Raw genomic sequence first — 18,503 nt, forward strand, 5'->3', positions numbered from 1 at the left:
TTACTGCCTAAAAAAGTTTGGAACTTTGGTCTTTGAAAACTGAATCCCGACAACTTGCGTTTAAAATCCACGTTATGTACTTATGGATTTTAAAAAATGCTGCAACAAATGAAAGGCAATGAAGCAGCATTTAAAATACATAGCCACAACTCGGTTTGGATGGCGAGGGCGTGCGAGGACTTGGCAGTTAAAACAGTCGGACTTTATAAAGCGACATTTGCTTGTCGCTATGAGGATGCTCATGAAGTGTCTTCATAGGTGCAAGTAAACACCACAGGAGGAACTATTATGAAAAAATTATTAGTAGCAGCACTGATAATAGGTGCATTTTTAGGGGGTTGTGTAGTTGGCGCTCATGACGTTCTAACAACACAAATTATTTCAAAAGATGAGAATGCTCATCAGTATGTAAGTGAATATCATGGGCATTTATATGCTCAGTATTATGAATAGAAAGGAGATGAAATGATATGAATAATGAATTGAATAAATGTCTAGAGATCGTCAAGCGTTTCCAAAAAGGAGAAAGTATAAGTTTCAAAGATGTTTGCACTCTGGCTTATACAGATATCCATGAATTAGATACAGAAGAGTGGAGCGCTGTTAACGACACACTTACTTATGTACTTGAAGAGTATGGTGAGGAATGGTCTGAATATGACGATCGTTTTCCTAATAACACATATAAATATGGTTATACATTGGAAGACCATGTATTTGTAACTGGTTATACGGGTGTAGCAGGATGCTATTGGATGGAAGACACCGGAATGTTATGTATGTAGAAAGGTGGTGAAAGTCATGACTATTGAAAAGTGGGCAAACAATGCAAATGCAGCTTATGAGCAAAAGCGCATTGCAAAAGAAAAAGCAGAAAGTGAACGTTCATACACACAATACTACTTTATTAAATTGATTGAATGGGGTTGTGTTGCGTTCACACTATTGTATGCAGCAGGCAAAATTTGTGAATGGATTGACAACACTACTCTGTTTGCAACTATTGACAACTTTTTACTAAGTTTATTGTAGAAAAGGAAGGTGAACTATTATGAAATTGGCTCGTAAATTATTTTTGAGTTTAGAGAAAAGCAGCTTCTATGAAGGTGTGTATATTGTATTGAATGATGGAAATTTTGTCAGAAATATATATGCAGATTCTGATGAAGAGGCTATTGAAAAGTTCATGAATGAAATTAATTAGAAAGGAATAAAAACATCATGGAAGTACTATTAGAACTAGCTCAACAATTTAACATGAGCGTTGAAGAAATGGACGAGCTGCTAAACACGGCAGAATATTTCGATCCACAAAAAGTAGAAGTTGATTATTAGAAAAGGAGTTAAAGTAAATGTTATTTAAGAATCAAAAACTAGATAGACGCTATTATAGCGAAATCACTGAAGGACAAGCAAAACGCTTGTATCGCAACGGGGAAACAATTTATGTATCCAATGGGGTAATTTCAAGTCCTATTGATATTAGGCATGACGCATACTTTCCTAATCTTGGTGGTATGCGTTTTTATATGGAACGTGACTGGAATTGTAACGATATCATAGTCACAAGACATGAAAATGTTGAAAGGTATTTTCGTGAGCATGGCTTGGAACATGCGCCATGTATAAAAGATATGCGTGACTATGAATTCAAAGGAAAAAATATCTATTGTGCAAGCGTTCCTTTAAAAATGGCAAGTTATGCAAATCAAGTAACTTGCATTAATATGGATAATTCAATCAATCTTAATCTGGATTTATTGCCATACGAAGACTTTAAAAAGTACGTGAAGAGTTGCACGACATTCAAAATTAGCAGCTCAAAATGGAATGAAGGAGAATAATTATGTTAGTAAATCAAAATAAAGAAATGAATGGTATTGAAATTACATTCAACGGAATACCAAGTGAAGAAACTAGAAACGCATTGAAAGAAAAAGGCTTTCGTTGGAGTCGCCGACAAAAACTATGGTGGTCTAAATTTGCAGAAGATAAATACCAATGGGCGCAAGCATTAACAGATGATTCTCAACCTATTGAGAAATTTACGAAAGAAGTAACCAATGATTATGGTATTAAAGTTGGTGATATTTTTCATTCATGTTGGGGATATAGCATGACGTTGAATAGCTTTTATAGAGTTGTCAAAGTCACAAAGAAAAGCGTCTATGTTGTCGAAGTAAATCCTGTTAGAGTTGGTTTTAATGGATGGGAAGGACATTGGACATTAAGACCAGATGAAGATTGGTCTTGTGTTCGAAACGAAGAACCAAGCAGATTTGTCGTGAAATTGAATACATGGAATAATACAAATATCCCATATATTTGTCCAAGCAGCTCAGAAACGGCAACCTTAATGCGTGGCGATGATTTTCAACGTGAATTCTATGAAAACCATTTAGATTAGAAAGGAGTGAACAAATATGACTTACGATTTAGTATGTGAAAGCTTTAGCAGTATTGACGGAATGCCGTTTTCAATCCTAGTAAGCGATAGTCAAGATTCTGTTTACAAATGGGATTGGCATGAAAACACAATGGTTGAATATAACATGAATCAAATGCCTGAAATCATGATGGATGAATTGGATTGGGAACAAACGACCATGAAACGCAGCTTTTATGAGAACATGAAAACGTATTGTCAACAATATGACGATATGTGTCAAGAATATTTAAAAGGCTTGGAATTAGTTACTATTGAAGATTAGGAGAAACGTATGGTGTTTGTAGCGTTATACATTAATACAGAAAACGAGCTATGCACAGTGTTGAAAGATTCTATCTATATTATATATGGAAAGAACAAAGAACAAATGCATAGCTTTTATGATGTCATGAAGTTTATAGCAGATGATTTTGTAAAATTTATCGAAGTAAATAAAAAACAAATGCAAATGGATCAACATGATATTGATTCTATAGATGACTATTGTAATTGTAGCCATGCTTTTATAAATGAGTTGAAACGATTAGGTTTTAACGTAAACTATGAAAAAGGAGAATAAAAATGAAACTAAAAAATAAATGTCTTAGAAAAGATTACATGCAATTTATATGGGATATGGAGAATGGGCATGAATACCCATGCGCAGAATTTGTATACAGATATGGAAATCATAGAATTGTCGTATCTTTGCGAGAATGTAAATTTGAGCAAAATAGCGGAGTCAACATGGTAATTACGGCAAATGATTTTAGACCTCACACTTGGGTCATAAATGATGATGTGGTGCGTTTAAGTAAAAAAGCCATGAAAGAAAATGCAATTGACGTTGACGCAGGGTTAGTCATGGCATTGGCTGGACATACTAATCTATTGATAAATGTCAATGAAGCTATTGCAATGGTCGAAGAATTACGAAAAGCATATGGATTAATAGTAAAAAAATTTGAAATTTAACTGTGTAGTATAATATAATGGTATGTAGTATAATATAAAAGGAGAATGAATATGCTAAGTTTAGATGATTTTACAAAAGAAAGATTGAGCGAAATTGCAACAAATCTTGTATGGGGATTAATTGCAGATGATAGAGAAAGTGCATTAGAGTATTTTAAAGACACATGTGATATGTCTATTGAAGAATTAGAATATTTTGGTGTTGATTTAACAGAAAGTGAAAGAGAGGAATACGAAAGATAGAAAGGAGTAAAGATGTATAGCAAATTATTGAAGGAAGCATTTAAAGAAGAGCGTATCATGTACGCTCTGAAACATGCTAAAGAAAAGGGATTAAACCCAAAGTTAATACGAAGATTTTGTGATCCATCTTATAGAGGACACATTGTAAATCTGATTGTGACAGATTCGTATAACATTGCATATCCAACTGAAGCAGATATACCAAAAGATAAACCAGGAGAATTTAGAACCGTGTTTATGAATGAACCAGTTGATAGAATTATCATGAGTTTACTTTCTGATGCAGTTAGTGATGTGTTTAAAGATTTAATTCATCCGTCATGCCGATCATATCAAAAAGGTATGGGAACACAACAAACAGTATGTGAAATCTCAAATCATATTGTAAATTTGGGCGTAACTGGTCATAAAGTTATAATGGTTAAAAGTGATTTTTCTAAATTTTTTGATTCTGTGTTATTAGAAAAGATTGAAAAAATGTTTGACAAATGGGAACGTTTGTTAGGTTTCGAAAAAGATACTGAGCCAGTAATCAATATGTTTCGTAGATATTATAGGCAAAATGAATATTGGGATAAGAATGGAAATCTAAGAAGTAAATATCAATCTTTAAAGCAAGGTTGTGCGTTGGCAGCTCCGTTAGCAAATATGTTACTTTATGAGCTAGATGAGTTTATGTCAAACAAGTACAAAGTTTATTACAGATATAGTGATGACATTATGTGTTTTGGTAATGATTTGAATGAAATCGTAAATGATATTAACAATATTACTTCTAAATATGGAGTCACATTGAATCCAAGTAAAGTTGAAGCAGTATATGCAGATGAATGGGCAAAGTTCTTAGGCTTTAATATTAAACAAGGATATAGAACGTTATCAAGTCCAAGAGTTGTAAAATTTAAAAACAAGATTAAGGAATTAACAATTAAACAAAAGAATATCACAATGAAGAAAGCAACACGAAATGTCATGAATTATCTTTATGGTGGCGAACATTGTTGGGCAGATTCATGTTTGGCAACCATCAATGTTGAAGAAGATATTAGGCAACTTAACTTTTTTGTCATGGATTGTATAAAAGCATGCGGAACAAATAAAAAGAGAATAGGAGGTATTGGGTCAACGCTTGATAGAAAAGATTACACTGTGGTGAGACATGGTGGAAGAAACGTATCAAGCAATAAAGAAAAGGAAGAACACATTGAGAATTATGAAAGTATGGTTTGTTTGTGGAAAGCTTTAAGACAAAGTAAATCACTGTACAAATCATTACTTTTACAAGTGGGTATGTAGTGTAATAATGTGGGGCGTTCCACAGTTGTGTTATAGATGATAAGTATTAAGGTACTCCGTACCGTAATAGATCGCAGGTACCAGGCACAGCTGCGTCTGGAAATTTGAATTAATTACATCCATTAATTCAAATTTAATAAATTAAAGTAGAAACGCTAAGTCATTCGTAATACAGAACAACATGAGAGCACATGTTTAAGTTAGTGATACTGAGAAGAGAGTGCGTGTAAACACGCCCTCGTGAATCCTACGGATTCACATTCAATTATAGATATGCTCATTCAGTATCTGTAACAGAAAGGAGCAACGTATGCAAAGTGTATACGGCAAGTTGATTCAACAAGCACAAAGTGGTGGCAAGTATCACATTGACTTGAAGAATCACAATTTAAAGATAGGTAATAAGACCTATATTGAAGAAGGCAAGAATGTTTCAAGCCTTCTTATTTATTCAAGAAAGGATTTAGAACAATATGGAATAGATGACTTTATTGAATCTGATTTATGGAATGTAGTGATTCCATGTATTTATTATCAATTTCAACATTCACATCCAACCATAAAAGACAGATGTAGATATAAATTCAAATGTCTAAAACGTGAAGAACTAAGCATGAAAGATTTAATCTTTGGTGCGAGTCGATATGAGATGAGGGCAGTGCTTGAAGGACTCATCTTGTGTTTGTCTGTTGGTGGAATATTGAAATGGCAAAATGAAGAGCATTGGTTTTGGCAATGTGAAGAATGCAAAGATTTGATTGTTTATAAAGAATGGGTGGTTGACCCATTTAAAAAAGGAGAATAAATATGGCAACAAAATTAACATTAAGTGAAAAGGTTAGAAAATTAGAAGAAGCAGGAATTGATACATCTAAATGGGCGTTTCAATTCAAAGTGAACGGAGTTACGTTGAATCTAGATGAGCATGAAGAAATTAAAGAATTGGTTGGTGATAAGTTCTTGTTTAGTCCAGTTGATTTTGATAAAGAAATCTTGACCGAAACATTAAGAATGATTAATTCAAAGGATGGTTTCGATAAATTAATTAGAAATCACTTTTCATACGAATATCAATTTGATTGGTTATTGTCTCAGTTGAAGAAAATGAAACATATGTCTGAGAAAGATAGAGAAACGTATGAACGTTTTATTACAAAAGATGTGGTATTTGAATTGTTAGAACATAGATTGTTGAATGTTAATAAAGATGAAATCGACTATCCCCAATATTTCTTAGATGTACAAACATATTTAAGAAATCGTAGAAATGACGATGATTTAATTAATGTTATTGAAAGCTATACACAAATTCTAGCGAAAACGAAAGATGGCAAATATGTCTATCCAACAACTGACTTTTATACAAAAAAATGTAATGCATTGCTAGATGCTTATAAAGGATTGCGTGGATTCGCTTGCTTAAATGTTTTGGCAAAGAATTATGGTATTGGAAATCTTGAAGACTTGTATAAACAGTTGGATGAATTTACAGAACAAAAATGTTTATGGAAATTTATTCGAATCTTGTTAAATATGGATTTGACAGAAGTTTATAACGGATAGTGCGACAAAGTATGGTGCGATACTTACAACGTTAGAGCTAATATAATCTCCGGCTCACCCATGAGTCGTAGATGCTGGAAGCGACTCCGAAGGGACGCCTCCCTGCCTGATCATGATTAATGACTCACGTAATTAATCATGAGTAATAAATTATAGAAGCGCACTAGATTAGTCATAACGTTATATTTTGAAAAAATAAATTAAATAAAAGGAGAAAATAAAATGAAAAAAGAATATGTATGTGTTGAAGCAGATGATAAAGAAATGGTTGGTTTTGTATGTCAATTCGATGAAACTGCGATGAATAAAATATGGTCACAATGTTGGGGGACTAAAACATATCATCGTGTGGATGGAAATGCAATTTATGCCGAAAAGAAAGATGTTACTTATATGGTAACGAATGGTCAAGAATGTGCGATTTTAGATTCAAATGGTTATCCATATTATAAAGGAGGTTTTCAATATTATTGGCATTCTCCAAAATGGATTCAAGAAAAAGATTATTTGGTGTGTGTAGAATATCATCAGGATTTTGAATCTGGAGACATTGTGAAATTAAAGAGTGATAAAGAAACTCGTTTAGAAGTGATTGAAAATGTGTTGTGCAGAAAAATATATACTGATGGCATTAATTATAAAGCTCATTATACGTATAAATTAAAAGGAAAAGATGGGCAATATTCAGTTAATGATATTCAATTAGCATTTAAGAAAGATGAATTCACATTCAAGAGATGTGTTAAAGTGCCAAGAGGAAAGTTGGTGTTAAACCGAATCTATAGATGTTGTGATTATAGTAGTTATTATTACAACTATAGAAGAGTTTATTACGAAAGTGGTTTTAGTAAAACCTTGAGTAAAGAAGAACTAGCATATAATTATAGATTTGTTGATGTAACGTTAGAAGAATATTTGGAACAATACAATGCTCAGTTCGAACCGAAACAAAAAAGAGTTCGTACATATAGTTATTCAAAAAGAAAGGAAGATGGTAAACCGTATAGAGATAATTTTGCAGATTTTATCAATGGAAAAGCTTGTGTTCATATTAATTCAGAATCAGATATGAACTGGTTTAGATTGGTATTGCAACAATATGGTTTGGAACATAAACTAACATTTACCTACAATGGTGTATATCCAAAACCTGAATATTTGCTTTATGTAGATGATATTGTAAGGTACTCATTCATGCCAATGGGAAGTATGAAAGTTTTAGAAGCAACAGATTTGTTATAACAGTTTAACATGATGTGAGCAAGAAATCCCTCACTTCTATAAGTGGTGGGATGAATTGCAATTAACATAGCGGTTAACACGGTTACAGTAGATATTATAAAGCAATACATAATATCAGAGGAGGAAGAAAAATGGCAAACAAAGCAATCAAATATAGACTATACCCTACAGATGAACAAAGCATTATGTTCTCTAAGACCTTTGGTTGTTGTCGTAAGGTTTATAATCTCATGCTTTCAGATAAGATTGAAGGCTATAAAACAACGGGGACGTTCCCTACCGTAACACCAGCAAAATACAAGAAGGATCATCCTTATCTTAAAGAAGTAGATAGTCTTGCACTTGCTAATAAACAGCTGGATTTGCAGGCAGCATTTCGCAACTGTTTTAGTAAGTCTCGCAAAAAGAAGAATGGCTTTCCAAAGTTCAAGTCTGCAAAGCATAGCCGTAAGTCTTACACTACAAACATCAAAAAGGGCACAGTAGCTATCATAGATAATAGATATATCAAGCTTCCTAAAATTGGTAAGGTGAAGGCTACTATTCATCGTATTCCCGATGATAATTGGATTGTCAAATCTGCTACTGTATCGCAGGAATCAGATGGAAAGTATTATGCTTCTGTGCTTTTTGAGTTTGATAGAGTTGAAAACACTTATATAGCAGATAAAACTAATGCTATTGGATTAGACTATGCTTCAGATGGCTTATATGTAGACAGCAATGGTCATATCGGCACGAATCATAAGTATTACCGTGAAAGCCATGCAAAACTTGCTAAAGAACAACGCAGACTTTCTCATATGCAAGGCTCCAAAAAAGGAGAGGAGAAATCCAACAATTATTGGAAACAACTCCGTAAAGTAAACAAAATTCATAGACATATTGCGAATCAGCGTATGGATAACCTTCATAAGATATCTACTGGGATAGCCAATCAGTATGATGTCGTCTGTGTGGAATCCTTAAATATGCGTTCTATGTCAAACAAAGGTTTTGGCAACGGCAAAGCAACTATGGATAACGGATATGGCATGTTTCTAAAAATGCTGGAATATAAGTTATCCGATAGGGGTAAGTATCTTGTCAAGGTTGATAAGTGGTTTCCGTCAAGTCAGACATGTCATAAATGCGGAGCGATTCATCCTGAAATGAAGAACATCTCTATTAGAGTAATGGACTGCAATTGTGGTTATCATATTGACCGAGACCATAATGCTGCGCTCAATATCTTACAGGAGGGGCTAAGACTACTTGACGAATCATTCCAAGTAGCATCAACGAAGTAATACAAAACTATAACATAAAACTACAAACGGTAGGGCTGGGACAGCCCGAACCTATACGCTTGTGGACACTGTGTAAGACATTTGTACTCCTTGTGAGGCCAAACGCAACGGTGGTTGAAACAAGAAGCTCCGACTTTTATAAGTCGGAGTAGTTCACGGACGATTGAAATATATTGTCCTTTCTATTTAAGAACAATTGAATATTGAAATCAGAGAGTTGAATGAATCGACTCTCTTTTATTTTAAAAAGGAGACATTAAAAAATGAAAACAGAAATTATTAGTTATAAAGAATTTACAAAAAGAACAGGTATCAAGATTACACAAAAGCATACTGGGAAAATGACTGGTATGCAATCATTGAGTACGTCATGTCTATTAAATAAATATTGCCAAGAAAGAGCAAAGGTTGCAGGTTCTATTTGTTCTCATTGTTATGCTCAAAGAATGATGAGTCAGTATGGAGAAAAATTTCAAGGATGTTTTGAAAATAATACGATTGGCTTAAAGGAGTTGATGGACATAAAGGATTTGCCAAACTTAAATGTTAGGTATTTTAGATTTGAAGCTTTTGGTGATTTAGATAATACAAATCAATTAATTAATTATTTCAATATTTGTAAGAAGAATCCAAAAACAAAGTTTGCATTATGGACAAAGAATCCTTGGATTGTAGATGAGGTATTGAAGAAAGGAGAAACAAAACCTAAGAATTTGAATATTGTATTGAGTAGTTTGGAATTAAACAAACCAACGGATTTTAGTCAATATACATGGGCAGATCGTGTGTTTACGGTATATGACAAAAATTATATTAAAGATCATGACGTTGAAATTAATTGTGGTGGTCGTAGTTGTATGTCTTGTTTGAAATGTTATAGAAAATCAAACAAGACTTTTTATATTAATGAGAAATTGAAATAATAAGGAGTGAATGGATTATGTCAAAACAAGAATTGAGAAAACGACTAGAAGCAGCTAAAGAAAAGAAGTTTATGAACGAAATGGTTGACGGTTAGACATCAGAAAACTATCGACTAGATAAAGAATTGAAAGAAGAAATCAAAGCGTTGAAAGAACAGTTAGGAGAATAGATATGCAGCTAATTCATGAAAACAAAGTATATAAGTTGTTATTAGTAACCAATAAATATAGATATTACATATATCAAGATGAGTTGATTTTAGTGGACGTTAAGAATGGTTATGTAAACGACAATTCATATATTGCAGAGTACTTCTTGGCAGATTCATTTGAAAATATATCTAAAGGAATTGAACAAGAAATTTATATTGATGCTTATGAAAAACAAGCTCGAAAAGAGTTGGGTGAACCGTATGGAAAATAAAGCATATAAATTATTAAGAGTATCCAAAAACCATCAAGGAAAGATTTATCCGTTGTTTGTTAATGCAAATCATGAAATTTCCATGAATGAATGGATTAAAGCTGAATATGGTGAAATGAATGATAAAGGTAAGGTCAAATCCAAGCTTGGTGCTTTATGCTTTCGACCAGGTTGGCATTTGAGTGATATTCCGTATGCACCACATATTGGTAAAAAAGGAGCAAATGGACAAATTGAATTCATGAATGAGAATTATATTTGGTGTGAATGTGAATATTCAAATGATATTGATTATCAAGAACAAGCCAATAAAAATGGTATGAATAAGAAAGGTGTGATTATTCCAAAGTTAGCATATCTAAAAGACATCCCATACGATGGATTTCAAAGATATAAAACAAATCCAAATATGTATGGCGATTGGATTATTGCAGGAGCTATTAAGATTGATCGAATTTTAAGTGATCAAGAAGTAAATAATATTCTGATTGGCAATGGTATTAAACCAATGCCAAGATTTGGTGGAGAAATGAACTTAAACGAATATGGATTAGCATATGAGGAGGCAAATAATATGAAAGCATTGTTAACAAAAGTAACAACACAACTTGTGGATACTGAAATAGAAAATATTCTATTTGATTCTTTTAAGGAAGCTAAAGAATTTAAGAATAAAGAATGGAAAGAGATGATGAAGCAGAAAAACTTATTTGGATATGACAACTGTTACAACATGAATTTGAATGCTAGGTATTGCAATGAAACGGTTGATGTTTATTGGCAAATTACATCGTTAGATGCAATTAAAAAGGAGAAATAATGAACAGAAATATAAAGAAAGAGAGGAATAACAAATGGTAAACTGGGAAATAGTGCATGATTGTGATGATGAAAATGAAAATTCTACATGTTGGGTAAAAGAAGTAAATAGTGAAAGATATGGTAAATATATTTGGATAACCTTATGGGCTGATAATAAATATCATGTTGAATATAAAGACGGTCGGGATTTAGTTGAAATTACAATATGCAAAACATTAACATCTGCTAAAAGATGGGTATCAATGTACATAGGAGGTTGAGGTAATCATATGGAAATAAATGAACTAATTGCAAAGCTTGAAAAATGCAAAACAACAAAGTCGGCAAATAAGATTCTAAAGAAATTAAATATCGAAACAGAAGAACGTTTTGGTCATTCATATAGTTTTGAGATTGATGGTGAACTTTATAATGTCTTAAAACATAAATATGATGAGACTTGTCATGTAGTTCATTATACAAAAGTAACATTGAAGAATGACGGTACACGAGTTGTACCAATGTGTTACGGAATCAAAGTTAGAATGTAGGAGGAATAACAATATGTCAGTATATGAATTACTTAGAAAGTATCATCACATGATTGATACTAATTTAAATGAAGCACAAAATTTACTTTATGACGGTGAATTAGATTGGGTAGCACCAATAATTATTGAAGCTCGTGGGCAAATTGAATTGATGTTGGATGTGATAGATTGTATTACAAATGAACATGCTAAAAAAGCATGGAAAAAGGATTTCAACTTCCTTCGTGAGTACTATAAAGAATTAAACGAAGAATTTGAAGAAGAAAAAGTAAAGCAAAGAAACGAGGAATAGATATATGACAATTGCAGAAGTTAGAAAATCTAAAGAATATGCAAAGTGCGTGAGTAAGATTAAAAACTATAAAAAGGGTTTTGAATTTACATTATATGCAGAGCGAATTCCAAGACCACAATGGAATGCGTTAATGGTTGTATTGGATGATTGTGTCAAGAATGGATTATTAGAAAACATATCATTTGGGATTGATTTAGATATGAATGTTACAGAGAAAACGTATAAAAGAATTTAAAAGGAGAAGATAAAGATGATTAAACAAGAAAACAGAGCAGAGTTTTTAGGACAATTGATTGATGTTGTAGAATATTGGTTAGAAGAAAAGGAAATTGATATTCCGAACGAAGAAAAAGCCGAGTTGGATGCAGCGATTATTTATGGTGCGGATTATGATAAATTACAAAGCGGATTTAATTCAATTATGGAAAGTTATCATGTATTTGATTAGTGTATAAGTGGTAAAATACAAGAAGATGTGAACTTAAATAAAATAAAAGGAGAAAAAAATGAAAAAACAAACAATTAATAATGAAGTAACAAAATGGAACAGTAAACAAATTATGAGTTATTTAGAAAAAAATGATGATATTGCTGAAACTTTTTATCTAATTATATATGAAGAAGGGGCAGATCAAGAAGCTGTTGTAGGTTTCTCCACTCGAGAACATCAGGCAAAATATTATTTTAATAACAAGCATAACAATCTAGGAACTTATGATTATCCTAAAGAAGTTAATTTAGTTTATGATTTATTTGGCTTGATGGAGAAAAATACCTCTGCTAAAAATGAATTAGAAGAGTTTGTATCTACTCTTAAGAAACACGGATATGAAAGCGGATGTTCTCTTGTATGGGTTGATGATGATAATGGAGATGAGTTTTATTTTCATTCAGATAAAGAAGAAGCAGAAATTCAGTTTGATTATCTAAAAGGCAGTGAGGAACCTTTTATCGAAGATGAAATTGAAAAGTTTAAAACATCTATTAAGGAAACTTTGAACTTTGAAATCCAAGTAGAAGTAAAAGAAGAATTCAGAGATCCTTTCTATACATATAACATTTATGATAATGATGTTCTTATTGTGGACGGAACTTATGATCTAGATGAGGGTGCTAAAGTTGATGTTATCAATTATATTGAATTCAAAAATTATCTTGAGTCTCAAAATCTATATTTAGATTCTATTGAAAAGCAGATTGATGGATTCACACGTTATTACATTGTATCTATTGGTATGTGTGGTAAATATGACACCGTAGACGTTGAAGTTCCAATGGATGGAAAAGCATTTGCAAAAGGTTATTATCAGGGTGTGAAAAGAAGTCTGGTAGATGTATTTAAGGATTTTGTGGATATGGATGATTTAATGAAGAAATTCAAAGATATGGAATAAATAAGTAGGAGGAGAATCGAGATGAATAAACAACGCAAAGCAGAGATTAAAGATATTATTGAAACTTTAGAGAGTGCAAAAGAAGACTTAGAAATGGTAGCCGAAGATGAAAGATATTCATTTGAGAATTTACCAGAAGGCTTGCAGTGTTCTGAAAGAGGAGAAGCAATGGAAGAAAATGCAGATAATTTAGAAGAAGCTTCTAGTAATATTGATGATATAATTGAGTTGTTAGAAAGCGTAATTGGGTAGGTGATTAGATGAAAGATGAAGATGTAATCTTTGAACGTATATTGAAATGGGCAATGTTTGCATTAGTGGCATTCATTACAAGAGGTGGAATCTTCATACTGTATTGTGCTTATCATATTATGACAGGACATCAGGAATTAGAGGAAAATCATAGAAACAGACCGTCAACAAAAGACGAATTGGCTGAATTAAATAAACCAGAAAATCTTACTGAAGAAGATAAGCAATATTTCTATGAACACCCATTTGCGTACAAAGATAAGAACGGCAAATATGTTGAATGTGAAGAAGTTGAATGGTCGGAACGTTTGATTTTATTTCATAATTTATTTGATTTGCCAAGAACAGGTAATTATAGTCGTGGTATTTATTGGAATGGATTTGGAAAGGATGTAAATAATCCTAGATTTAAATTTTCATATGGATATTATGATTGGTGGAATAAGCCTTATTGGGAATGGGTTGAAAATGATGAAATAAATTATTTGCTCAAAAAGAAACAGTATCTTGAAGAAAAAATATGTGAATGTCTTTTAGGGTATAAAAGTGGAAGTTATATTGTAAAGTCAGAATGCGACATGAAAGATGTCGAGGAGAATATTAAGCTAAACCCTGTATCTCTTACAAAATTAGGCAAACATTACGCTCAATACAAACAACAATTGGAATGGTTTGAAAAAATAACATTAGAAAGGAAACAAGACAATGGACGGAAGAACTGAATTAGATTTAAAATTTCAACATCATATAGATGAAAAGCTGACTATAATGCCAGCTTTTGTTGACGATTACTATCATTCAATCAAAGATAAATCGATTAAAACAATTAATTCGTATTTGGCCAAAGATATCAAGTTTTTTGAATTTGTTCAATCTAACTATGGTATTGATGTAAATGATCCATATGAATTTGCCAAGATTAAGGCTAGTGCGATTGAGCGTTTTATGAATGAAGCAGAAGGTGAAACTAGCAATAAACTTACGTATTTATATGCCATTAAGGATTTATTTAGGTTCTTATTGAAAGATGAATACATTGAAAAGAATCCTTGTGATAGGATTACTGCTCCAAAGAATAAAAAAGAAGTACAAAGAACAGAGTTGAATGAATTTGACATTCATCAGATTAGACAGAATATTAAAAATTGTAAGGTGTCAACAAATGTAATGGAACAACACAAGATGTATACACGAAATATACTGTTATTTGATATGTTTATTACGACTGGATTACGTAAAAGTTCAATTATTGCATTAAATTATAATGATATTGACTTTGTTAATTCTCAGATTCGTATTGTTGAAAAAGGTAATAAAGTTCGCTATTTGCCAGTGAATGAACAAATTATTGAAGAGATTTATGATTACGAGGAATTAAGAAACGAGATCTTGATTGATACAAATTCAAACACAGACGCTTTATTTGTTAGCAGGTTAGGTAAAAGAATGGCTGTGGGTACGATTGATAAGTTTGTATATGGTGTAACTGGGTCAATTCATAAAAAGATGTCTCCTCATAAATTACGAGCAACATGTGCAACGTTATTGATTAAAAAGACTGGCAATATATATCTTGTAGCTGATAGACTTGGGCACGCAAACGTTGAGACTACAAAACGATATGCACATCTTGATGATGAAATGAGAGAGGAAGCCATTAAAGCAATGGATGATATTATCTTTTAGTTAGAAAGTATCCTTGAAGGATACTTTTTATTGTGGACGGTTTGAAATTTGCATTTTATAATATAAATAACAACCAAAGGAAAGGGAGTGAGAGTATGACAACAAATTATGTATTTACGTATGAGTTTCAAAATATAAATGTAGTCAAATATAAAATAGTGGATTATGTAACAAGCCGTCATTACAGTGAAAATAAAATAAATTTGTTTGTACGTATAAAAGACATTAAAGATGTCGAATTAATTGATATAGTATAGGAGGTGGATTTATGTACAATACAGAATGGAAAGAAGCTTATATGGAAGATGCTCACTTAGAAAAAGCAGATCAGATAACTGCGCAATTGCATTTTAATTTAGTCGAGCCAAAAGAGATAGAATACGATAAAGATTTGTCGTTGTTTGATAGGGATGAAATTTTAGATGTATATAAATTCATTAACCCAACAAGCACAGCATATTTAAGCCGATTAAAAGCTACATTGTTCAAATATACAGATTATTGTAAATCCGCAGGTTATATTTCTGCAGATACAGTTAATCCATATGACAATTTTACAGTCGATGATTTGGTTTCTTGTTTAAATACAGAATTGATGCAAAATAAAATACTTTCACGTCAAAGTATTTTGAATATGTGTATTAGTATTGCTCCAAGAGAAGCATTTGCAATTTTATGTTTGTTTGAAGGAATTGAAGGAAAGGGTTGTAGAGAAATTGCTAACATCAAAGAGTCTGATATTGATTTTAAGAAAAAAGTTATTCATCTAGAAACAAGAGATATATCAGTAAGTGATGAATTGTTGCATTTTGCAAGACTTGCAAACGAATTAAATTATACATATATGTATCCATCCAAACAGTCTATAGATTTAAGCCCATCGCCTTATATTGTGAAGAATACAATCTTGGCAAAGGGCAATAAAGCAACTCCAGTAAGTTGGCGCAACATTGCTAATTCGGTAAAAAAAGTTTTAGCTATGTATAATCTAGATGATTATATTACTTCTAAGAACATAAGAGAATCCGGAAAGTTGTATTATGTTCAATTAAGAGCGCAAGAACTGGGATTAAGCTTTGACGAGACATTAAAACAAGAAAAAGAATTGGTAAAGATTGAAAGGAGATTTGATTGTAAAATAAATGGTTATTTAATGCGAAAGACATATAAAGATCACTTGTAATAGGTGATCTTTTCTTAACCGAAAGGAGGGGTTAAATGATTGAGGTTAACGACACGAAGGGGTTATTAAGTTATATTTGTAAGAAATAAGGAGGAGGAAATTGTATGAAAAAATTAGAAGATTTATTGTTAAAAAACGATGATGTGTGTTTAGAAATTAATGTTGGTGGTTTGATGTCTATGTTTGATTTGAAATCTGAGAATCTTGAATTATGCAATAAATATATTAGTGTTTGTACGGCAGATATTAATATGTATATTGATATTCCTGAAACGATTCACGAAGATGAAGAAGGCGTTGTATGGGTAACACAAGGTGTTACTTATAGGGTGACTGTATCATAGTCACAAGGCTCGAACGATTTTAAAATTAGGTATGTACTATAATATTGTTTTGTGGTATTATATCTGTAGAGTTGAGGAAATGCGAGGTAACGAGGATATGTAAATGAAAGAAATCGAAGAAGAAGCGAAATGTTATAAATGTGGCCGACTATTCTTATATGAAGATAAAGATACAGTTTGGGATGAGAGCGGATATGGATATTCTACTAAACTAGTTAAATGTCCTTATTGTGGAGAGTATCATGTCATTAAATATGAAGAGGATAGTTGGTTAAAAAATATTTAATAGTATGTAGTGTAATATGGAGGATAAAAATGGATAGAATTAATTTTGAGATGTGTGGGCTATTATCAATGGCTCACGAAACAGAAAACTTTAAGCCTTATGAAGAAAAAGCGACAGCCAAAGGTAATGGAAAGATGTTTAATTTGAACTTTAATGTTCAAATGTTGGGCAAGGATAACAATACAAACGGAAATCAACAAATGATGCGTTTGAGTACATATATGCCAAATGATGTGTCTGATAAAACAGTTTACGTTTATATCAATGATGGATATGATACTAAAACGAAAAAGTTTAAAGGTCATTCAGAACAGATTGCTTGGGAAAGACGTAATGATGTTTCTATTAAAAAGAAAGCTTCTGAGATTTCTAAATATATTGTGGATTTAGAGGTCGCTAGTCGCCGCAAACATTTTAGATACATTGAAAAAGCATTAGAGGAAGGTAAGACACCTATGTTAAACGACCTAAAAGAAGTTGGGTTAGAAGGTGCTGAGACTGATGCTATTAAAGAAGCTTTAGAAAAGAGTAACAAGAAACGTTTTGAATTCTTAAGCGAATATGACTTCTTGTTGTTTGTACATAAATTATTGACTGAAGAAAAATATGTTAATGCTTTTGGTGATAAGAAATTCAACATTCGTGGTGAACACACATTTAGTTACTCTACTGCTAAAGGTAAATGGTATGGAAACTTTGTTCCACAAAAGATTTACCTTCAAGATGATGATGCCGAATCATTTGCTCGTGAAAATGTAGTGTTGTACTACGGAGAAGATAGTTTAGATGATGCTGAAGGCATGTTAGAAGAAACTGGAAAGTATCCAGTAAATGGTTGGGTGCATGTAACAGATGATTATAGTCGTGAAACAATGTTTGCTCCTTATACTGCTATGATTGCGAAGACTGCTACTGGTGATACAGAGAAAGACGCCAAAGCAGATAAAATTCGTATTGCTCGTTTCACTGTTGACAACGAAGATGAAATCAAATGCATGGGTATGACAGTTAATTTATGGTCTGGAGCAGAACGTAAAGAAATTACGGAAGATGATTTATCTGAGGATCAATTAGAATCAATTTTAATTGGTGACTGTACATTAGAAGATATCCAACGTGAATTAGGTGGTGTATGGGGTGACAGAGTGAATGAAAATCGATTCTGTAAGTTGATGCGAGGCTTTACAGGCGGTGTTCAAGATACTACGTTTACTCGTGAAGACATGAATAATGTTGTTTCAGATGATGATAATGCATTTGAAGAAGCAGTAGAAGGTACTTCTTCTAGTGAAGATGAAGAAGATTTATTTGATGGATTGTTGTAAAAA

At 32.2% G+C, this 18,503-nt stretch carries 31 protein-coding genes; all 31 read left to right on the plus strand.

Annotated features, from left to right (window positions below; genetic code table 11):
* The first annotated feature begins 288 nt into the window (after positions 1-288).
* The 31 genes from LJE08_RS00260 (at position 289) to LJE08_RS00410 (ending at position 18,500) form a co-directional block, all read left to right on the plus strand.
* Positions 289-453, plus strand: coding sequence for a hypothetical protein (locus LJE08_RS00260; protein WP_227402039.1), 165 nt, complete (start codon positions 289-291; stop codon positions 451-453).
* Between the two features lie 17 nt (positions 454-470).
* Complete coding sequence (locus LJE08_RS00265) at positions 471-785, plus strand: hypothetical protein (RefSeq protein ID WP_227402040.1); 315 nt, start codon at positions 471-473, stop codon at positions 783-785.
* A gap of 16 nt (positions 786-801) precedes the next feature.
* Entirely contained in the window at positions 802-1,032 is a 231-nt protein-coding gene (locus LJE08_RS00270) for a hypothetical protein (protein ID WP_227402041.1), read from the plus strand.
* A gap of 19 nt (positions 1,033-1,051) precedes the next feature.
* Positions 1,052-1,204, plus strand: a complete 153-nt coding sequence (locus tag LJE08_RS00275; protein ID WP_227402042.1) for a hypothetical protein — start codon at positions 1,052-1,054, stop codon at positions 1,202-1,204.
* A gap of 148 nt (positions 1,205-1,352) precedes the next feature.
* A complete protein-coding gene (locus LJE08_RS00280; protein WP_227402043.1) occupies positions 1,353-1,844 on the plus strand; it encodes a hypothetical protein in 492 nt (163 codons plus the stop codon).
* Between the two features lie 2 nt (positions 1,845-1,846).
* On the plus strand, positions 1,847-2,407 hold the full coding sequence (locus LJE08_RS00285; protein WP_227402044.1) for a hypothetical protein: 561 nt from the start codon (positions 1,847-1,849) through the stop codon (positions 2,405-2,407).
* A gap of 16 nt (positions 2,408-2,423) precedes the next feature.
* On the plus strand, positions 2,424-2,711 hold the full coding sequence (locus LJE08_RS00290; protein WP_227402045.1) for a hypothetical protein: 288 nt from the start codon (positions 2,424-2,426) through the stop codon (positions 2,709-2,711).
* Between the two features lie 9 nt (positions 2,712-2,720).
* A complete protein-coding gene (locus LJE08_RS00295) occupies positions 2,721-3,008 on the plus strand; it encodes a hypothetical protein (RefSeq protein WP_227402046.1) in 288 nt (95 codons plus the stop codon).
* Positions 3,009-3,010: 2 nt separating this feature from the next.
* Positions 3,011-3,403, plus strand: a complete 393-nt coding sequence (locus LJE08_RS00300) for a hypothetical protein (RefSeq protein ID WP_227402047.1) — start codon at positions 3,011-3,013, stop codon at positions 3,401-3,403.
* 51 nt (positions 3,404-3,454) lie between these two features.
* The gene (locus LJE08_RS00305; RefSeq protein ID WP_227402048.1) at positions 3,455-3,646 is read left to right on the plus strand and encodes a hypothetical protein; all 192 of its coding nucleotides are present in this window, start codon (positions 3,455-3,457) and stop codon (positions 3,644-3,646) included.
* Positions 3,647-3,658: 12 nt separating this feature from the next.
* Positions 3,659-4,942: a reverse transcriptase domain-containing protein gene (locus LJE08_RS00310; protein ID WP_227402049.1), complete on the plus strand. Its 1,284-nt coding sequence runs from the start codon at positions 3,659-3,661 to the stop codon at positions 4,940-4,942.
* Between the two features lie 310 nt (positions 4,943-5,252).
* Positions 5,253-5,747, plus strand: coding sequence for a hypothetical protein (locus LJE08_RS00315; protein ID WP_227402050.1), 495 nt, complete (start codon positions 5,253-5,255; stop codon positions 5,745-5,747).
* Positions 5,748-5,749: 2 nt separating this feature from the next.
* Positions 5,750-6,505 carry a hypothetical protein gene (locus LJE08_RS00320; protein WP_227402051.1) on the plus strand — a complete coding sequence of 252 codons (756 nt, stop codon included), beginning with the start codon at positions 5,750-5,752 and terminating at the stop codon, positions 6,503-6,505.
* A gap of 222 nt (positions 6,506-6,727) precedes the next feature.
* On the plus strand, positions 6,728-7,747 hold the full coding sequence (locus tag LJE08_RS00325) for a hypothetical protein (RefSeq protein WP_227402052.1): 1,020 nt from the start codon (positions 6,728-6,730) through the stop codon (positions 7,745-7,747).
* 131 nt (positions 7,748-7,878) lie between these two features.
* Positions 7,879-9,036 (plus strand): transposase, encoded by a 1,158-nt coding sequence (locus tag LJE08_RS00330; protein ID WP_227402053.1) that lies wholly within the window; start codon positions 7,879-7,881, stop codon positions 9,034-9,036.
* Positions 9,037-9,299: 263 nt separating this feature from the next.
* Complete coding sequence (locus LJE08_RS00335) at positions 9,300-9,959, plus strand: hypothetical protein (RefSeq protein ID WP_227402054.1); 660 nt, start codon at positions 9,300-9,302, stop codon at positions 9,957-9,959.
* A 172-nt stretch (positions 9,960-10,131) separates the two neighbouring features.
* A complete protein-coding gene (locus tag LJE08_RS00340) occupies positions 10,132-10,383 on the plus strand; it encodes a hypothetical protein (RefSeq protein WP_227402055.1) in 252 nt (83 codons plus the stop codon).
* A complete protein-coding gene (locus LJE08_RS00345) occupies positions 10,373-11,203 on the plus strand; it encodes a hypothetical protein (RefSeq protein ID WP_227402056.1) in 831 nt (276 codons plus the stop codon). The genes LJE08_RS00340 and LJE08_RS00345 overlap by 11 nt, the downstream gene beginning before the upstream one ends.
* A 34-nt stretch (positions 11,204-11,237) precedes the next feature.
* Positions 11,238-11,465: a hypothetical protein gene (locus LJE08_RS00350; RefSeq protein ID WP_227402057.1), complete on the plus strand. Its 228-nt coding sequence runs from the start codon at positions 11,238-11,240 to the stop codon at positions 11,463-11,465.
* Between the two features lie 9 nt (positions 11,466-11,474).
* Entirely contained in the window at positions 11,475-11,735 is a 261-nt protein-coding gene (locus LJE08_RS00355) for a hypothetical protein (protein ID WP_227402058.1), read from the plus strand.
* A gap of 13 nt (positions 11,736-11,748) precedes the next feature.
* Positions 11,749-12,027: a hypothetical protein gene (locus LJE08_RS00360; RefSeq protein ID WP_227402059.1), complete on the plus strand. Its 279-nt coding sequence runs from the start codon at positions 11,749-11,751 to the stop codon at positions 12,025-12,027.
* Between the two features lie 4 nt (positions 12,028-12,031).
* Positions 12,032-12,265, plus strand: a complete 234-nt coding sequence (locus LJE08_RS00365) for a hypothetical protein (RefSeq protein WP_227402060.1) — start codon at positions 12,032-12,034, stop codon at positions 12,263-12,265.
* A 15-nt stretch (positions 12,266-12,280) separates the two neighbouring features.
* Positions 12,281-12,478 carry a hypothetical protein gene (locus LJE08_RS00370; protein ID WP_227402061.1) on the plus strand — a complete coding sequence of 66 codons (198 nt, stop codon included), beginning with the start codon at positions 12,281-12,283 and terminating at the stop codon, positions 12,476-12,478.
* Positions 12,479-12,536: 58 nt separating this feature from the next.
* On the plus strand, positions 12,537-13,424 hold the full coding sequence (locus LJE08_RS00375; protein WP_227402062.1) for a hypothetical protein: 888 nt from the start codon (positions 12,537-12,539) through the stop codon (positions 13,422-13,424).
* A 21-nt stretch (positions 13,425-13,445) separates the two neighbouring features.
* The gene (locus LJE08_RS00380; protein WP_227402063.1) at positions 13,446-13,676 is read left to right on the plus strand and encodes a hypothetical protein; all 231 of its coding nucleotides are present in this window, start codon (positions 13,446-13,448) and stop codon (positions 13,674-13,676) included.
* A gap of 8 nt (positions 13,677-13,684) precedes the next feature.
* Entirely contained in the window at positions 13,685-14,398 is a 714-nt protein-coding gene (locus tag LJE08_RS00385) for a hypothetical protein (protein WP_227402064.1), read from the plus strand.
* On the plus strand, positions 14,382-15,362 hold the full coding sequence (locus tag LJE08_RS00390) for a tyrosine-type recombinase/integrase (RefSeq protein WP_227402065.1): 981 nt from the start codon (positions 14,382-14,384) through the stop codon (positions 15,360-15,362). Before LJE08_RS00385 ends, LJE08_RS00390 begins: the two co-directional genes overlap by 17 nt.
* A gap of 268 nt (positions 15,363-15,630) precedes the next feature.
* Positions 15,631-16,545, plus strand: a complete 915-nt coding sequence (locus LJE08_RS00395) for a hypothetical protein (protein ID WP_227402066.1) — start codon at positions 15,631-15,633, stop codon at positions 16,543-16,545.
* 104 nt (positions 16,546-16,649) lie between these two features.
* Positions 16,650-16,889: a hypothetical protein gene (locus LJE08_RS00400; protein WP_227402067.1), complete on the plus strand. Its 240-nt coding sequence runs from the start codon at positions 16,650-16,652 to the stop codon at positions 16,887-16,889.
* Positions 16,890-16,992: 103 nt separating this feature from the next.
* Complete coding sequence (locus tag LJE08_RS00405) at positions 16,993-17,175, plus strand: hypothetical protein (protein ID WP_227402068.1); 183 nt, start codon at positions 16,993-16,995, stop codon at positions 17,173-17,175.
* Between the two features lie 29 nt (positions 17,176-17,204).
* Positions 17,205-18,500: a hypothetical protein gene (locus tag LJE08_RS00410; protein ID WP_227402069.1), complete on the plus strand. Its 1,296-nt coding sequence runs from the start codon at positions 17,205-17,207 to the stop codon at positions 18,498-18,500.
* Positions 18,501-18,503: the final 3 nt, after the last annotated feature.

This window comes from Holdemanella sp. DFI.5.55, from assembly GCF_020593575.1.
GTDB lineage: Bacteria > Bacillota_I > Bacilli_A > Erysipelotrichales > Erysipelotrichaceae > Holdemanella > Holdemanella hominis.

Bases quoted from the DNA above. Each gene is read 5' to 3' on its own strand.
- LJE08_RS00325 (WP_227402052.1), top strand. From the start codon at position 6,728: ATGAAAAAAGAATATGTATGTGTTGAAGCAGATGATAAAGAAATGGTT.
- LJE08_RS00360 (WP_227402059.1), top strand. From the start codon at position 11,749: ATGTCAGTATATGAATTACTTAGAAAGTATCATCACATGATTGATACT.
- LJE08_RS00410 (WP_227402069.1), top strand. From the start codon at position 17,205: ATGGATAGAATTAATTTTGAGATGTGTGGGCTATTATCAATGGCTCAC.
- LJE08_RS00370 (WP_227402061.1), top strand. From the start codon at position 12,281: ATGATTAAACAAGAAAACAGAGCAGAGTTTTTAGGACAATTGATTGAT.
- LJE08_RS00260 (WP_227402039.1), top strand. From the start codon at position 289: ATGAAAAAATTATTAGTAGCAGCACTGATAATAGGTGCATTTTTAGGG.
- LJE08_RS00285 (WP_227402044.1), top strand. From the start codon at position 1,847: ATGTTAGTAAATCAAAATAAAGAAATGAATGGTATTGAAATTACATTC.
- LJE08_RS00295 (WP_227402046.1), top strand. From the start codon at position 2,721: ATGGTGTTTGTAGCGTTATACATTAATACAGAAAACGAGCTATGCACA.
- LJE08_RS00310 (WP_227402049.1), top strand. From the start codon at position 3,659: ATGTATAGCAAATTATTGAAGGAAGCATTTAAAGAAGAGCGTATCATG.
- LJE08_RS00345 (WP_227402056.1), top strand. From the start codon at position 10,373: ATGGAAAATAAAGCATATAAATTATTAAGAGTATCCAAAAACCATCAA.
- LJE08_RS00340 (WP_227402055.1), top strand. From the start codon at position 10,132: ATGCAGCTAATTCATGAAAACAAAGTATATAAGTTGTTATTAGTAACC.
- LJE08_RS00300 (WP_227402047.1), top strand. From the start codon at position 3,011: ATGAAACTAAAAAATAAATGTCTTAGAAAAGATTACATGCAATTTATA.
- LJE08_RS00330 (WP_227402053.1), top strand. From the start codon at position 7,879: ATGGCAAACAAAGCAATCAAATATAGACTATACCCTACAGATGAACAA.
- LJE08_RS00380 (WP_227402063.1), top strand. From the start codon at position 13,446: ATGAATAAACAACGCAAAGCAGAGATTAAAGATATTATTGAAACTTTA.
- LJE08_RS00315 (WP_227402050.1), top strand. From the start codon at position 5,253: ATGCAAAGTGTATACGGCAAGTTGATTCAACAAGCACAAAGTGGTGGC.
- LJE08_RS00390 (WP_227402065.1), top strand. From the start codon at position 14,382: ATGGACGGAAGAACTGAATTAGATTTAAAATTTCAACATCATATAGAT.
- LJE08_RS00270 (WP_227402041.1), top strand. From the start codon at position 802: ATGACTATTGAAAAGTGGGCAAACAATGCAAATGCAGCTTATGAGCAA.
- LJE08_RS00275 (WP_227402042.1), top strand. From the start codon at position 1,052: ATGAAATTGGCTCGTAAATTATTTTTGAGTTTAGAGAAAAGCAGCTTC.
- LJE08_RS00280 (WP_227402043.1), top strand. From the start codon at position 1,353: ATGTTATTTAAGAATCAAAAACTAGATAGACGCTATTATAGCGAAATC.
- LJE08_RS00290 (WP_227402045.1), top strand. From the start codon at position 2,424: ATGACTTACGATTTAGTATGTGAAAGCTTTAGCAGTATTGACGGAATG.
- LJE08_RS00405 (WP_227402068.1), top strand. From the start codon at position 16,993: ATGAAAGAAATCGAAGAAGAAGCGAAATGTTATAAATGTGGCCGACTA.
- LJE08_RS00375 (WP_227402062.1), top strand. From the start codon at position 12,537: ATGAAAAAACAAACAATTAATAATGAAGTAACAAAATGGAACAGTAAA.
- LJE08_RS00335 (WP_227402054.1), top strand. From the start codon at position 9,300: ATGAAAACAGAAATTATTAGTTATAAAGAATTTACAAAAAGAACAGGT.
- LJE08_RS00320 (WP_227402051.1), top strand. From the start codon at position 5,750: ATGGCAACAAAATTAACATTAAGTGAAAAGGTTAGAAAATTAGAAGAA.
- LJE08_RS00355 (WP_227402058.1), top strand. From the start codon at position 11,475: ATGGAAATAAATGAACTAATTGCAAAGCTTGAAAAATGCAAAACAACA.
- LJE08_RS00395 (WP_227402066.1), top strand. From the start codon at position 15,631: ATGTACAATACAGAATGGAAAGAAGCTTATATGGAAGATGCTCACTTA.
- LJE08_RS00265 (WP_227402040.1), top strand. From the start codon at position 471: ATGAATAATGAATTGAATAAATGTCTAGAGATCGTCAAGCGTTTCCAA.
- LJE08_RS00350 (WP_227402057.1), top strand. From the start codon at position 11,238: ATGGTAAACTGGGAAATAGTGCATGATTGTGATGATGAAAATGAAAAT.
- LJE08_RS00365 (WP_227402060.1), top strand. From the start codon at position 12,032: ATGACAATTGCAGAAGTTAGAAAATCTAAAGAATATGCAAAGTGCGTG.
- LJE08_RS00385 (WP_227402064.1), top strand. From the start codon at position 13,685: ATGAAAGATGAAGATGTAATCTTTGAACGTATATTGAAATGGGCAATG.
- LJE08_RS00305 (WP_227402048.1), top strand. From the start codon at position 3,455: ATGCTAAGTTTAGATGATTTTACAAAAGAAAGATTGAGCGAAATTGCA.
- LJE08_RS00400 (WP_227402067.1), top strand. From the start codon at position 16,650: ATGAAAAAATTAGAAGATTTATTGTTAAAAAACGATGATGTGTGTTTA.